Here is a 12,786-nt window from a genome sequence, read left to right as displayed (position 1 = left end):
CAGCGGGCGTCTCTACTTGTTCCTCGATCCGGAGTTGTCGCGGCCCCGCCAGGGGTCGTGGACGAATCACCGCAGCGCGGTGGCAGTGTCGCTAGTGCGGGTAGTTGGCCTAGTGCAGGTAGTTGAGGGGCTTGGAAAAGGGCCCCGGGCCGCTTGTTGCGACTCGGGGCCCTGACCTTCTACAAGGAAGTTTGGCCGTGCCCCTTCGTCGCAGTGCGACCTGCGTGAGCGCCGCGGCACCCAGTTCGGAGGGGAACTGCTTCCGCAGACGGCCAGCGGCGCCGAGCAATCCGGGGTCGACCTCGAGGCTGGCGGCGGCGAGCGCCGCCAGCCCCTGTTCGGAGAGGATGTCAACGGATGCAAACCTATCGAGTTGGCTACTCCGGACGCGTGGTTGGCTGTCAGAGGCGCCCGGCCCCCATCTCGGTCAGGATGTGGTCGGCCTGGCGCATCGCCAGGGCAACGATCGTCAGGGTGGGGTTGGCCGAGGCCGACGAGGTCATGACCGAGCCGTCGCTGACGAACAGGTTCGGCACGTCATGGGTGCGTCCGAAGCGGTCGACGACACCGTCCTCGGGCTTCTCGCTCATCCGGTTCGTGCCCAGGTTGTGGGTGGAGGGGTACGGCGGGGTGCGGTGGGTCCACAGTGCCCCGACCGATGAGTAGATGTCCTCGGCGACCGTCCAGGCGTGCTCACGCATCGCCACGTCGTTGGGGTGGTCGTCGAAGTGGACATTGGGCACCGGTAGACCGTGCTGGTCCAGCACGTCGGTGTTCAACGTCACCCGGTTCGTCTCCTGCGGCATGTCCTCCCCGACGATCCACATGGCAGCCAGGTTGTCGTAGGCATCCATCATCCTGGCGAGGTCGGGTCCCCAGGTGCCGGGTTCGACGAAGGCCGCCAGGAAGGGCACCCCCAGCGAGATGGTCTCCATGTAGTAGCCGCCGACGAAGCCGCGGTTCGGGTCGTTGATGGCGTTGTCGGCGATGATGCCAGCCATCGTTTCGCCGCGGTACATGTGCACGGGTTTGTCGAAGGCCGCGTAGGACGACGCTGTCATGTGGCGCATGTAGTTCCTGCCGACCTGGCCGGATGAGTTGGCCAGACCGTCGGGGTGCATCGACGAATCGCTCATCAGGAGCAGACGGGGCGACTCGATCGAGTTGCCGGCCACCGCAACGACGCGCGCGGCCTGCTTGTGCAGGGCGCCCGAGCCGTCCAGGTACTCGACGCCGTCAACCTTGCCGGCCGCATTGTGCGTGATCCGGACGGCCTGGCACTCGGGTCGCAGGTCGAGGTTGCCGGTGGCGAGCGCCCGCGGGATCTCTCGGATCGCGGTGGACCACTTCGCCCCGGATTTGTCGCCCTGGAAGTTGAAGCCGTCCTGGATCGATGCCGGACGACCGTCGTAGGGTTCGGCGTTCGTGGCATAGGGTCCGGTCGCGTAGTACTTCAACCCGGCCCGTTTGGCACCCTCGGCAAAAACCTTGAAATTGTTGTTCGCTGGCAGCGGCGGGCGTCCGTGGCGATGGGTGGAGCCCATGGCAATCTCGGCCTTGTCGTACCAGGGCGCCATTTCAGCGGAGTCGATGGGCCAGTCGAGCAGGTTGGCACCGTCGAGGTCGCCGTAGGTGGTCCGGGCCTTCCACTCGTGGTCCATGAAGCGCGGCGTGGCTCCGGCCCAGTGCGTGGTGGTACCGCCGACGGCCTTCACGATCCAGGTCGGCAGGTTCGGGAAGTCCTGGGCGACCCGCCACGACCCGCTGGTGGTGCGCATGTCGAGCCACGCCATTTGACCGAAGGCGCCCCACTCGTCGTTCTCGTAGTCGTCGCGGGTCAGGTGGGGGCCGGCCTCGAGGACCACGCACTTCACGCCCTTGGTGGTCAACTCGTGGGCGAGCGTGCCGCCACCTGCTCCGGAGCCGATGATGACGACAACGGGGTCCTTCTCATCGATGGTCGCCATCTCAGTTCCCTCCAGCGTTCTGGGCCAGCGGCACGTTCTCGACGCGCCCCTGCCCCTCGTACTCGGTGATGCGGGCCTCAGGCAACCAGTCCAGGTCGTCGAATCCGCGGTTGATGTAGCCGCCCTTCTCGAATGAAGGACCCTCGTAGCCGAGGATCGTCCACACCTCGTGGTCGTTGTAGAGGGTGTTCACAGCGACGCTGTGCACGGCAACGACGAAGTCGTCCCGTCCCAGTCCGTCGACCAGTTGGCGCAGTGCCGCGTCGTCCGCGTCCTTGAACGAGCCACCCGCGAGGTCGTCGAGACGGGCCAGCCCTGCGGGCAGGTCGGTCTGGACGCCGTCCCGCACGACCTCCGCGCACCGTTCAAAGGGCCCGTCGGGGAACCGGTCTTGGGGGTACATCACCTTGATCAGCCGGGTCAGTGTGGCCATCTGGTCGTCATCGAGGGCCGGACGTTGGACGTCCTGCGCGTCTTCCTGTGCGACCTGAATCTCGTCAGGCTGAATTTCCGATTCACGTTCATCACCAGTCACGGCACGCTCCTTCAAGGGTCCAGCGCCCACTGCATTGTGGGCCTGACCCACTCTAGGCATCGGCAGGGCCGCGTCCTGTCAATTCAGGAAACCGCGTCCGGTAACCAGCCGGTGCGGGGAACCGCGCTGCCTGTGAGGGCGCGAGAGGGTTGGGGATGCACGGGGGGATGTGCCCGGGCCTGGTGGTGGGTGACCCTCGCCTTGCTGGGGCGGGGTCACCCCTTCCACGTTCTCAGGCGGCTTCGGCGGCTGGGGTGTCGTCCTCGATGAGGGCCCCGGCCAGTTGGTGGACGGCTCGAAGGACGTTGGCGGCGCTGCCTTGGATCATCTCGATGTCTCCGCCGGCCCAGCCGGCGACGTAGCTGCTGGAGGTTCGCGCAGGCGAGCGAACCGGGGGAAATGGCGACGAATTGAGCGCCGGCGCATCAGCTGGGCCGACACTCTGGATCAACCACACCACCGGCCGGAGCCGCCTCGTGGAGATGCCCAGAGTCCGACGACCCCGAACCAAGGCCAGACCCGTCCCCGAACCGGTACTCCAGACCTTCCTCACCTCGCACGACCCCCGAATCTCCCTCGGGTCACGACTTGCCGCCAGCGCAGGGCTGCGCCGCTCCGAGATCATCGTTGTCCATCTCGACGACTTCCGCGAAGACCTGCTGGGCAGGTCTCTCCTTGTCCACGGCAAGGGCGGCACCGACCGCCTCGTACCCCTGGCCGACGGACTGGACTCCTCCATCCGCAGCTACGTCGCCGCTCACCACATCACGGGCTACCTGTTCCCAGGCGAGTGCGACGGCCACATCGGCTCCAACTGGCTCGGCAAACTCATCAACCAACAACTACCACCGCCCTGGAACCTCCACGGGCTGCGTCACCGTTTCGCCACGACGATCTATCAGCAGACTCACGACATCATCGTCGTCCAGCAACTCCTCGGCCACGAATCCGTCGCCACCACCCAGCGCTACCTCGCCCACAACGGCGAACAACTACGCCGAGCCGTCAACCTCGCCGACACTGCTCGAACCTTCCGGGCGGCCCGCGCCGACGGCCGCCACAGAACTCTCGCCAAGGAGAAGCGACCCATGGCCGCTTTATCACGAACGCCACGGCCCCCAGCAATAGAGGCTTCCCCCCAACCTCGACGCCGCGACGTCCTGCGTGCAGTGTGATGGGGACGTCGCCCCTCGTCGCTCAGTGCACGAAGCGGTCCAATCCGCGACCGTTTCTACCCCGGCGCTCTTGCCCTTGTGTGGTGGCCCCTCCTGACCGTGATCGTCACCATCCAGTTCTACGAAGATTTCAGAAGGACGACGCGCTTCTATTGACCAATCGGTTTAGTATTCAGTGTAGGAAAGTCGCCCAGCTCAGCCGAACTTTTTCAGCTCTTGCCGATCCGACTCGTCGTGCGATCCTCGCGAAGCCCGCAAGTGGGGCGGCAACCGTGCAGGACATTGCGGCACCCTTCGACATGAGCATGCCCGCGATCTCACAGCACTTACAGGTTCTCGAAACGGCGGGTCTCATTTCTCGAGGTCGCGAAGCCCAGTGGCGCCCGGCGAGATAGAAGGCCAGTGCTCTCGCGCCGGCAGCCGGTTGGATCGACGACCACCGCAAGTTCTGGGAGACGAGTTTCGACGCTCTCGAACACCACCTAACAACTGAGATGAAGGGCACTACGATGACTGAATCGACGGGTTCAAAGGTGACGCTGCCCGAAGCCATGACGGGTAAAGCGAGCCCTGCGAAGGCGGCAGTCGGTGACAAGCCGGTCTTCGCCTACATCGCCAGCCTGCCTCAGCCGCAGCGCGGCATCGCAGAAGCGGTCGATGCGCTGGCAGCCAAGACGCTGCCCGACCTACAGCGCTCGGTGAAGTGGGGTATGTCGTACTACGGCGTCGGCGACGGTTGGTGCTTCAGCTGCGGCGGGTTCGCTAGCCACGTCAAGCTCATGTTCATCAACGGCGTCGACCTCAAGCCGGTTCCTCCTGTGACCCCGCAGGGGATGGGCAAGGCGACACGAGGTGTGGAGCTGCACACTGTTGAGGATCTCGACGAACGCCAGGTCGCCGCATGGATGACGTCGATTGCGTCCGTGCCAGGTGTCGGTGGTAAGAAACGATGACTCACGCGACAGGCTCCGTCGTTACCCGCCGGTTCGGAGTTTCACCCGAAGCGGTTTTCGATGCTTGAGTAACGCCAGAGTCCTTCGCCGAGTGGTGGGGAGGGAGTGACGTCGAAATCCCACTAGACCGACTGTCGTTAGATGTTCGATCAGGCGGCGGGTGGGAGGCGACCATGATGCTCCGACAGGATCAACCGGGCCTCCTCGCCCACGGCGAATTCCACATGCGCGGCGAATACGTCGAGGTTGATCGACCACACAAGCTCGTGATGACCATGTCCAACGAGCTTGAAGGAGAAGAACGCGAACTACTCACTGTGACCTTCAACGCGATCGGAGGTGGAACCGAAATAGTGTTCAGCCAGATCGGACGTGCTGGGTGGCCTCCGGTCCCCCTACCTCGATGTGCCCACCAGCACCTGGTCCGGCACATCCACAGGTGCATCGTTGTGCTTCATCGCCGGTCACGAGGTCCCATTCTCGAAGGCGACCCTGACCAGCCTGTACTCGAGCCACAACGACTACGTCAAGAAGGTCAAGAAGAACACCGAGTCGTTGGTGAACCAGCGCTTCATCACAGCCTTGGACGGGCAAGCACTCATCAAGGAAGCCAAGCAATCCGACATTCCCTGACAGTGAACGCTGGCTGAAAACCTTCGTGTGAATCCGACGGGTCCGTACACCCCGATTGCGGAGTGTTCGGACCCGCCTGCAGCGAACCCGGAAACACCGTTAACGAGACAGTCCCGTACTGGGTGATTACGGCGTACCTGCGTGTCCTGTTCATGGGTTTCGAGGCACGAGGGCTATGTGACTATGTCAACCCAAGTGGTACCCACTGGGGCAATCTCGGGCGAGTTGAAGACGATTCCGCTCGCATTAGGGCACTCCACTGCGACAAGGGTCGACCACTTCTCCGATGGGCCCAGCGAATCCTGATAGGAGGGTCGGCGGTTTGCCTACACACTCGGGGATGCTGAGGGCGGTCTCGACCAAAGCTCAGGTTGGATCATTTTGGTAGTTGGTCGCGACGGCGGGTGGGATAGGCCGTCTCGGCGGTGTTGCCTGCCAGCTCGATAGCCGTGTCATATGCCGCGCATGACTGTTGGTTGCGGCCCATCCGTCGCAGCAGGTCGGCGCGAGTGGCGTGGTAGGCGTGATAACCGGCCAGCGTGTCCTCGAGTCGGTCGATGGTGGCTAGGGCCACTTCAGGTCCGTCCAACTCAGCGACCGCGATGGCCCGGTTGAGGACGATGATTGGCGAGGGGTCAAGGAGAGCGAGACGGTCATAGAGGGTCACGACCTGCAACCAGTCGGTGTCGCGAAAATCGGTGGCGGATGTGTGAATTGCGTTGACCGCAGCGAGGATCTGGTAGCGACCTGGAGTGACCACGGCGGCGAGACGCTCGCTTACCAGCCGATGACCCTCGGCGATGAGCGCCGTATCCCAAGCCCCACGGTCCTGCTGGTCAAGTGTGACCAATTCGCCGCTTGCCGTGACGCGGGCGAGAGCACGGGCTTCTGTCAAAAGCATGAGGGCCAAGAGTCCGGTCGCCTCATGATCGTCGGGTAGGAGTACACGGATCAGACGAGTGAGCCGGATCGCCTCGGCGGTCAAGTTGCGACGTACGGGATGGGTGTGGTGGCCGGTCGCCAGATAGCCCTCGTTGAAGATGAGGAAGATGACGGCAAGTACGCCGGACACGCGCGCCGGAAGGTCCTCCGCCGATGGCACCCGGTACGTGATGTTAGCCGCCTTGATCTTTGCCTTCGCACGGGTAATCCGCTGCCGCATTGTGGCCTCCTGGACCAAGAAGGCTCGAGCGATCTCGGTCACGGTCAGACCTCCTACCATCCGCAGCGTCAGAGCCACCCGGCTTTCCATCGCGAGGGCAGGGTGAGAGCAGATGAACAGCAGCCGCAGCCGGTCGTCGACGATGGCGCCGACCGGGTCCGGCGAGCTGTTGTTGATCGACATCTGGGCCTGCCGTTGCTTGTGGTCACGATTGTTCTCACGCCGGATACGGTCGATGGCCTTGCGTTTGGCGGTGGTAGCCATCCAAGCGCCGGGGTTGGCAGGTACGCCCTCGACCGGCCACCGAGCCACGGCGATCGCGAACGCCTCGGCCGCCGCCTCTTCGGCAATATCGAGGTCACCAAAACGCCTCGCCAGCCCAGCCACCACCCGGCCCCACTCCTCGCGGTAGACCCGGGTGATCACCCCCTCGACTTGAGTCACTGGAACGGTCGGACCTCAACTCGTCCTTGGCATGCCTTCGAGCCCTCAGCCGCCAGCGCAAGCGCCTGATCGAAGTCAGCAGCCTCAATGATCCAAAATCCGCCGATGTACTCCTTGGACTCCAGGTACGGGCCATCACTAAAGACCGGGGTCTCACCCTGCCCATCGACGACGGTCGCATCCATCGCCGAAGCAAGACCATTGGCGTAAAGAAGGTGGCCGTCGGCTTGCAGCCGCTCGTTGAAGACTCCTGTGTCGGCCATCGCCTTCACCATCGTCTCCCTGTCCGGGTAGCTCCCAAACTCGCCGCGCTCAGCAGGTCCAAATACCGACAACAGATATTGCGTCATGGTCACAACTCCTCACCAGATAGCCCCTCTGGCCACCACACCTATGCTACGAACGGCTCTGCGCCGATACGACACCACATCCCACAATTCTCTCAACGGCTTCTTCGAGTGCCTGAAGATTGAGTCCGATCACCGGGGTCCTTTGCCTTACCTACGCACGAGCCGAGAGTGATGCTTCCCCATCCCGGTGTCGCGCAACCCTTACGAATCTAGGCGTCTCACCGAGTCGGCGTTGGCGACGAAGTGGCGCGCCTTGAAAAGTCTAAGCAGTAGCGGGGCGGTTTCGCGGACACACCACTCTCTTGAGCTTCGGCGCGACGCGCGGGACTGTTCCCTCAGATCGGGCAGACTGCATTCCTAGGAGACATCGAGGAGTAGGTTCCGCACCCAGTCGCTTCAACCACCTCAGGAAGGCATGTAATGAGGCTTTTGCTCACCTCGGGGGTATCACCAACACCAGCATCAGCGACGCGCTGATCGACATGCTGGGCAAGCCGGTCGCCGAGTCGACCGCGCTCTGCGTTCCGACGGCACGGTGGGGTTACCCCACGGACCGACCGCTCTCGGCGCGGGACTACGTCAGTGGGCGTGCCTGGGGTGGCATGACAGCTCTGGGCTGGAAGTCGCTGGGAATCCTCGAGTTGACCGCGCTGCCCACGATCGGAGCGGAAACCTGGGTCCCCTGGGTCCGAGATGCCGACGTATTGCTCGTCGCCGGTGGCGAAGCAACCTACCTGTGGCACTGGATGCGGGAGTCCGGGTTGGCCGATCTCCTGCCGTCACTGACTGACATGGTCTGGGTGGGCGTCAGCGCCGGCAGCATGGTGATGACCCCGCGCATCGGCAAAGCCTTCGTTGAATGGCCGTTCGCGCGGGACGACCGCACCTTGGGCGTCGTGGACTTCTCGATCTTCCCCCACCTGGACGTCTTGCCGGAAAACACCCTGGCCGAAGCGGAGCGCTGGGCGGCCGACATCGGCGGACCCGCCTACGCCCTCGACGACCACAGCGCCATCAGGGTGACCGACGGGACAGTCGAGATCATTTCCGAGGGACAGTGGACGCACCTCTCCCCATAAGAGCCCCTCACACACTCGATGCCGCAGCCCTTGTTGCATGCCGCAACACGCCCCCGCGAACCGCAGCCAGATCCCCCAACGCCCTGCGATTTATCGACGGGGGGGGGACTGGCCGCGCAAGTGGCACGCGACCTCCGAATGTCCCGGGCCACCCCTCTACCGGCGGGCAAAGACCATCGCCCCTGAACCCAGGATCACCGGTCAACCTGTGCGCCTGGGTCAAGGGGTTGCTGACTAGTCGTGCTGTTGGTAGGCGGCCATGATCTCAGCCGACACACGTCCCCTGTCGGAGACCGCCGACTTCGCGAACCGGTGGAGTCGTCCTCCAACAGCAATAACCGGTGACCGCAACTGATCAGCGCTGTTAGCGTCGACGTATGACTGGACTTACCCCCTACCTCGCCTTCGATGGCACCGCCCGCGACGCGCTCACCTATTACCGCGACGTGTTCGGAGGTGCCCTTGTGCTTAATACGTACGAGGACTTCGGGCGTACGGACGGCCCCGCGGAAGCCATTTCCCACGGGATGCTGCAGGGTCCCGTCGAACTGTTCGCCTCGGACGTCGCCGCAGGGGAGTCGGCGCTGAAACTTGATGGCATCTTGTTCTCATTGCTCGGTACTGCGGAGCCCGCTGTCATGGAGACGTGGTTTGCCAGGCTGGCCGAGGATGGCAGCGATATCGACGCGTTGCAGCAGCGCAGCTGGGGTGACCACGACGGACAAGTGACTGACCGCTTCCAAATTCGCTGGCTGATCGGGTACCAAGGCTGAGCCGGCAAGCTGCCTAAGAACGTTCAAATAGGGTGGCGAGTTCAAGGGATCAACGCACTGCAGCGTTGAAAGTCTAGGGCTTGAGTGACTGGGGGCTTCTGGACGTCAAGTCCCGTTACTCCCGCGTCCCTCTTCTGGCGTGCGACAGTTGTGGACATGAGAACCGTCCTTGCCCTCATACCAGTACGGTTCTTCGGGCGATACAGAGGTGACCGCCGAGTACGTGGTGCCAGCCAAGTGGGAGGCGACGGTGCGCGCCTCGGAGGCCATCTGGAAGCCGGGCATGTTCGCCAACCAGAACTCCGCGTGCAAGCTCAGTAAACAGTTCACCATCGACACGGTTGAAGCGGCTCTGAGCGTGTCCGACTGAGTCATCCGGAAATGGCGACGAATTGAGCGCCGGCGCATCAGCCGGGCCTACTCATGCAGCGTCGGTACACCCTGATCCCGGGGGGTGTGGATCATCCTCAGTAGGTGAACAGGACCTGGTTGTTGAAGACCCACTTGTTGCTCTGGGTGTACTTCCCACCCTGGCGGTCATAGACGGTTGTCAAGATGTAGCTGCGACAGGCACCACGCCCGGTCTTGGTCGTGTCGCATTCGGTGCGCCACTGACGTCCGTCGGTACTCGTCCACTGACCGGTCTTTCCCAACGGGTTGTTCACCCACAGAGCGCGGTCCGACCAGCGGTAGGTCAGGGAGTTGAAGGCCCAGCCCTTGACGCTTTCGAACCCGGTCGGAGTTTTCTTGATGGTCGTGGCAAAGATCTCCGTGCGGCAGCGCCAGGTGGAGGAGTAGGGCTCGCAGGTGGTGCGCCACTGACGGCCGTTCACGGTGCGCTCACCGGGGATGGTGTACACCTCCATCATGGGCTTGAAGAGCTTGGCGATCGGCACCTGTGCCGCGATCATCCACGAGAACTGGAGGTTCGCGTAGGCGAGAGAACCGGGGGAGAACTGCCAAGTGACAACCGTGAACCCCTGCGGATCGGCAAAGGAGAACGCGTAGCTGCTCAACTCCGGGAGCGGCTGCACATTGGACAGCAGCCCCAGGCGTTCTTGCTCGTAGTAGTACTCGATGGTGTCGGGCTTGAGCGTGTAGGAGTTGAGCCCGAACTCGAGGGTGGGCGGCACGTTGGCCGTCGTCTTGAACCTGTAGATGCAGAGGTACGGAGCTGGCTGAACCCCGTACGCGAGGGGAGGTTCAGTGGAGTCGGCAGGGCGAAGCTTGTTGATCTCGGCCGCACTCGGGCAGGAAACACGGTTGACTGGTGGCACGTCAGCGTGTGCAGGCAACGCTGGAGCGAGAATGGCGACGAGGGCCGCGACGATGGTTGCGGCAAGTGTGCGGGCCTGGAGTTTCATGGTTTCTCCCCTGAGCGACGTTGAGCAGTGCGAGTGGTATTCGGCTGTGCGCTCGGGCGCCGAGGGCAACCAGGTTTCGAAAATATAGCATCCGAATGTGCCCGCGCGTGGTCGTGGCAATACAAAAAGCCACAGTTCCGAAGAACTGTGGCTTTTCGTTTCCCTGTGGTAGCGGGGACAGGATTTGAACCTATGACCTCTGGGTTATGAGCCCAGCGAGCTACCGAGCTGCTCCACCCCGCGTTGCTTGACCAACTATAGACGGCAATTTCGGTGGGCACAAATCGGGGGTTCCCAGGGCCTCTTCACACTGATCGCCCGTGGCAGCAGACGTGGTGCAGAGGCATGGATATCCTTCCCCCGTGATGCACGCATGGGCACGAACCTGGCACACGGTGACTCTGATCATCGTTCTGGCGACGCTGTTGCTGCAGGCTGGGCTGGTGATCCAGGGGCAGGCGGTGCTGGACGAGTCCTTGGTCCCACCGCTCGGGACACGTCTGTGGCGCCTCGTCAGCTACTTCACCGTCCAGAGCAACATCCTCGTGGCGGTCGCCGCTGCCACGCTCGTCAAGAACCCGGCGCGCGACGGTGCACTGTGGCGCGTCATGCGCATCGACGCGGTACTGGGGATCACGCTGACGGGGCTCGTGCACTTCTTCCTGCTGCGGCCACTGCTGGACCTCAAGGGCCTCAACGCGGTGGCCGACACGGGGCTGCACCTCGTGGTCCCGGCCCTGGCGCTCATCGGGTGGCTCGTGTTCGGCCCGCGGCCCCGCCTGACGCTCCAGGGCGCCCTGTGGTCCCTGCTCTGGCCCATCGCATGGCTGGTCGGCACGCTGGCGCTGGGCTCCCTGACGCGGTGGTACCCCTATCCCTTCCTGGACGTGGCGGCGCGCGGGCTGGTTCCCGTTCTCATCACATGCGGCGCCGTGACGCTGGTGTTCCTCGTCCTGGCGGCGGTGGCGTGGGTCCTCGACACCCGGTTGCCGGGGGTGCCCAACAACTGAGGGACTACTCAGGCCAGGTCGGGGATGCTGTCGCGGGCGTCGGTGTAGTCCATCCCGCACAGCTCCAGCAGGTCCGCCATCATGGAGCGCGCCTGCGCGAGGATCACCGCACTCGACAGCCTGTCCCCGACGGGAATGGTGGCGCTCTGCTCGGCCAGGGCAACGATGTCGTCGATCTTGCTGGAGGGCTGACGCATGGCGAAGAGCTCGGCGGCACACTCGTCGGTGATCTGCGCGAGGCACGCCATGAGCTGGAGGTGGTCATCGGGGACTCCCTCGCCGCGGTAGACGGCCACGACGGCGCGCCGCGCAAGAACGCGCAAATTGCGGGTGAAGCGGTCCAGGGGGACGGTGAGGTCGGCGATCTGGAGCACACCCTGGCGGTGCCGTCGCATGAAGGGGGAGAACCGGACCACCGCAGCACCCTCGTTGGCGGCGGTCGTCAGCGTGGCGAGGGCCTGCTCCGTGGCACGCGCGGAGGCAAGCACGCGTTCGGCGGCCTCCATGTCGGAGGCCTCCACGGCCAGAATCATCTCCCGGATGGTATTGGCCGTTTCGTGCAACACCTTGGCGGCCTGCAGGCGTGGCCGCATGACGGGGCCGGTGGGCGCGACGGTGGCGAACACCAGTGCCACGCCGCAGCCCACGAGCGCGTCCATCCACCGCGAGATGCCGGCGTCGACGCCCGGGATGACGGTCAGCACCACGGCCGCCTGGACTGCGGACTGCGTGACCATGAGCGTGCGCGCACCCAGCCACGTGGTGAACGACATGGCGACGGCGATCACGAGGACGATCTGCCACACCCCTGTGCCGAAGTAGTGCAGGAAGATGTCGCCGAAGAGCACGCCGACGGTGACGCCCACGGAGATCTCCAGCGCCCGCCACAGCCGCTGTCCGAAACTGAAACCGAGGCAGACGATGGTGGCCACCACGGCCAGGAACGGCGCCTTGTGGGAGAACAGTGTCTGGGCAAGCCACCAGGACATGCCGGCGGCCAGCGAAATCTGCACGATCATGAACAGCCGCGACTGCCAGCGCAGGACACGGCGCTTCTGGGAGCGCCAACCCCACCTGGCGGTGCGTTCGCTGAGATCGAAAGCCCGCAGCGACGCGTCGTGGATGGCGTTGCCGGTGCCCTCCCAGGAAAAAAGGCGGCGCTTCGGTTTCGACAACGCATCCTCCCGATTCTCAGGATCGCCACAGGAGCGCCATGGCGGTCAACGCATCGTGAATTCTAGCCGACAGTGGCCCCGTGGCACGGGGCCGGCGCTCAGTCTGCCGGCGCACCGGTCACGGTTCCACGGACCCGGGCAGATAGGATTGCCGCGTTATGTTGTC

14 protein-coding genes, 1 tRNA gene and 1 pseudogene are annotated in these 12,786 nt (G+C 64.0%); 9 read left to right on the top strand and 7 right to left on the bottom strand.

What is annotated here, in order from left to right:
* Positions 1-401: 401 nt before the first annotated feature.
* Together EAX62_RS12285 and EAX62_RS12280 are read right to left on the bottom strand one after the other, a co-directional pair.
* Positions 402-1,967 carry a GMC family oxidoreductase gene (locus tag EAX62_RS12285; RefSeq protein ID WP_121902002.1) on the bottom strand — a complete coding sequence of 522 codons (1,566 nt, stop codon included), beginning with the start codon at positions 1,965-1,967 and terminating at the stop codon, positions 402-404.
* Between the two features lies 1 nt (position 1,968).
* On the bottom strand, positions 1,969-2,502 hold the full coding sequence (locus EAX62_RS12280) for a hypothetical protein (protein ID WP_199711275.1): 534 nt from the start codon (positions 2,500-2,502) through the stop codon (positions 1,969-1,971).
* 482 nt (positions 2,503-2,984) lie between these two features.
* On the opposite strand from EAX62_RS12280, the gene EAX62_RS12270 reads away from it, so the two are divergent.
* The 5 genes and pseudogenes from EAX62_RS12270 to EAX62_RS17175 all read left to right on the top strand — a co-directional run bounded on the left by EAX62_RS12270 (position 2,985) and on the right by EAX62_RS17175 (position 5,263).
* On the top strand, positions 2,985-3,677 hold the full coding sequence (locus EAX62_RS12270; RefSeq protein WP_121902000.1) for a tyrosine-type recombinase/integrase: 693 nt from the start codon (positions 2,985-2,987) through the stop codon (positions 3,675-3,677).
* Positions 3,677-4,072, top strand: coding sequence for an ArsR/SmtB family transcription factor (locus EAX62_RS17395; RefSeq protein WP_325048826.1), 396 nt, complete (start codon positions 3,677-3,679; stop codon positions 4,070-4,072). Before EAX62_RS12270 ends, EAX62_RS17395 begins: the two co-directional genes overlap by 1 nt.
* Positions 4,073-4,186: 114 nt before the next feature.
* Complete coding sequence (locus EAX62_RS12260; RefSeq protein ID WP_233557928.1) at positions 4,187-4,630, top strand: DUF1801 domain-containing protein; 444 nt, start codon at positions 4,187-4,189, stop codon at positions 4,628-4,630.
* A gap of 116 nt (positions 4,631-4,746) precedes the next feature.
* Positions 4,747-4,959, top strand: a pseudogene (locus EAX62_RS17545) (SRPBCC family protein); the annotation flags it as partial.
* A gap of 43 nt (positions 4,960-5,002) precedes the next feature.
* Positions 5,003-5,263 (top strand): alpha/beta hydrolase domain-containing protein, encoded by a 261-nt coding sequence (locus EAX62_RS17175; RefSeq protein ID WP_233557927.1) that lies wholly within the window; start codon positions 5,003-5,005, stop codon positions 5,261-5,263.
* A gap of 376 nt (positions 5,264-5,639) precedes the next feature.
* Here the strand turns inward: EAX62_RS17175 and EAX62_RS12250 are convergent, their stop codons facing one another.
* Both EAX62_RS12250 and EAX62_RS12245 read right to left on the bottom strand, forming a co-directional pair.
* Positions 5,640-6,851: an RNA polymerase sigma factor gene (locus EAX62_RS12250; protein WP_233557926.1), complete on the bottom strand. Its 1,212-nt coding sequence runs from the start codon at positions 6,849-6,851 to the stop codon at positions 5,640-5,642.
* Positions 6,852-6,865: 14 nt separating this feature from the next.
* Positions 6,866-7,219, bottom strand: coding sequence for a YciI family protein (locus EAX62_RS12245; RefSeq protein WP_121902159.1), 354 nt, complete (start codon positions 7,217-7,219; stop codon positions 6,866-6,868).
* Between the two features lie 482 nt (positions 7,220-7,701).
* Between EAX62_RS12245 and EAX62_RS12240 the strand changes: the two genes are divergently transcribed.
* The 3 genes from EAX62_RS12240 to EAX62_RS12230 all read left to right on the top strand — a co-directional run bounded on the left by EAX62_RS12240 (position 7,702) and on the right by EAX62_RS12230 (position 9,441).
* Positions 7,702-8,298, top strand: coding sequence for a Type 1 glutamine amidotransferase-like domain-containing protein (locus EAX62_RS12240; RefSeq protein ID WP_233557925.1), 597 nt, complete (start codon positions 7,702-7,704; stop codon positions 8,296-8,298).
* 377 nt (positions 8,299-8,675) lie between these two features.
* The gene (locus EAX62_RS12235; RefSeq protein ID WP_121901997.1) at positions 8,676-9,071 is read left to right on the top strand and encodes a VOC family protein; all 396 of its coding nucleotides are present in this window, start codon (positions 8,676-8,678) and stop codon (positions 9,069-9,071) included.
* A 169-nt stretch (positions 9,072-9,240) separates the two neighbouring features.
* Entirely contained in the window at positions 9,241-9,441 is a 201-nt protein-coding gene (locus tag EAX62_RS12230; RefSeq protein ID WP_121901996.1) for a hypothetical protein, read from the top strand.
* Positions 9,442-9,538: 97 nt separating this feature from the next.
* Here EAX62_RS12230 and EAX62_RS12225 read toward each other — a convergent pair whose 3' ends face one another.
* Both EAX62_RS12225 and EAX62_RS12220 read right to left on the bottom strand, forming a co-directional pair.
* On the bottom strand, positions 9,539-10,435 hold the full coding sequence (locus EAX62_RS12225; protein WP_121901995.1) for a hypothetical protein: 897 nt from the start codon (positions 10,433-10,435) through the stop codon (positions 9,539-9,541).
* A 166-nt stretch (positions 10,436-10,601) separates the two neighbouring features.
* A tRNA-Met gene (locus tag EAX62_RS12220) sits at positions 10,602-10,678 on the bottom strand.
* Between the two features lie 122 nt (positions 10,679-10,800).
* Between EAX62_RS12220 and EAX62_RS12215 the strand changes: the two genes are divergently transcribed.
* Complete coding sequence (locus EAX62_RS12215; RefSeq protein ID WP_121901994.1) at positions 10,801-11,445, top strand: Pr6Pr family membrane protein; 645 nt, start codon at positions 10,801-10,803, stop codon at positions 11,443-11,445.
* 8 nt (positions 11,446-11,453) lie between these two features.
* On the opposite strand, the gene EAX62_RS12210 is transcribed toward EAX62_RS12215, so the two are convergent.
* Entirely contained in the window at positions 11,454-12,620 is a 1,167-nt protein-coding gene (locus EAX62_RS12210) for an FUSC family protein (RefSeq protein ID WP_121901993.1), read from the bottom strand.
* Between the last annotated feature and the right edge of the window lie 166 nt (positions 12,621-12,786).

Origin of the sequence: Tessaracoccus antarcticus, assembly GCF_003688855.1 — a bacterium.
GTDB lineage: Bacteria > Actinomycetota > Actinomycetes > Propionibacteriales > Propionibacteriaceae > Arachnia > Arachnia antarctica.
This window is presented reverse-complemented; position numbering and strand designations above follow the sequence as displayed.

Coding starts and splice junctions, on each gene's coding strand:
- EAX62_RS12285 (WP_121902002.1), bottom strand. CDS start 1,967: ATGGCGACCATCGATGAGAAGGACCCCGTTGTCGTCATCATCGGCTCC.
- EAX62_RS12270 (WP_121902000.1), top strand. CDS start 2,985: ATGCCCAGAGTCCGACGACCCCGAACCAAGGCCAGACCCGTCCCCGAA.
- EAX62_RS17395 (WP_325048826.1), top strand. CDS start 3,677: ATGGGGACGTCGCCCCTCGTCGCTCAGTGCACGAAGCGGTCCAATCCG.
- EAX62_RS12260 (WP_233557928.1), top strand. CDS start 4,187: ATGACTGAATCGACGGGTTCAAAGGTGACGCTGCCCGAAGCCATGACG.
- EAX62_RS12245 (WP_121902159.1), bottom strand. CDS start 7,219: ATGACGCAATATCTGTTGTCGGTATTTGGACCTGCTGAGCGCGGCGAG.
- EAX62_RS12240 (WP_233557925.1), top strand. CDS start 7,702: ATGCTGGGCAAGCCGGTCGCCGAGTCGACCGCGCTCTGCGTTCCGACG.
- EAX62_RS12235 (WP_121901997.1), top strand. CDS start 8,676: ATGACTGGACTTACCCCCTACCTCGCCTTCGATGGCACCGCCCGCGAC.
- EAX62_RS12225 (WP_121901995.1), bottom strand. CDS start 10,435: ATGAAACTCCAGGCCCGCACACTTGCCGCAACCATCGTCGCGGCCCTC.
- EAX62_RS12215 (WP_121901994.1), top strand. CDS start 10,801: ATGCACGCATGGGCACGAACCTGGCACACGGTGACTCTGATCATCGTT.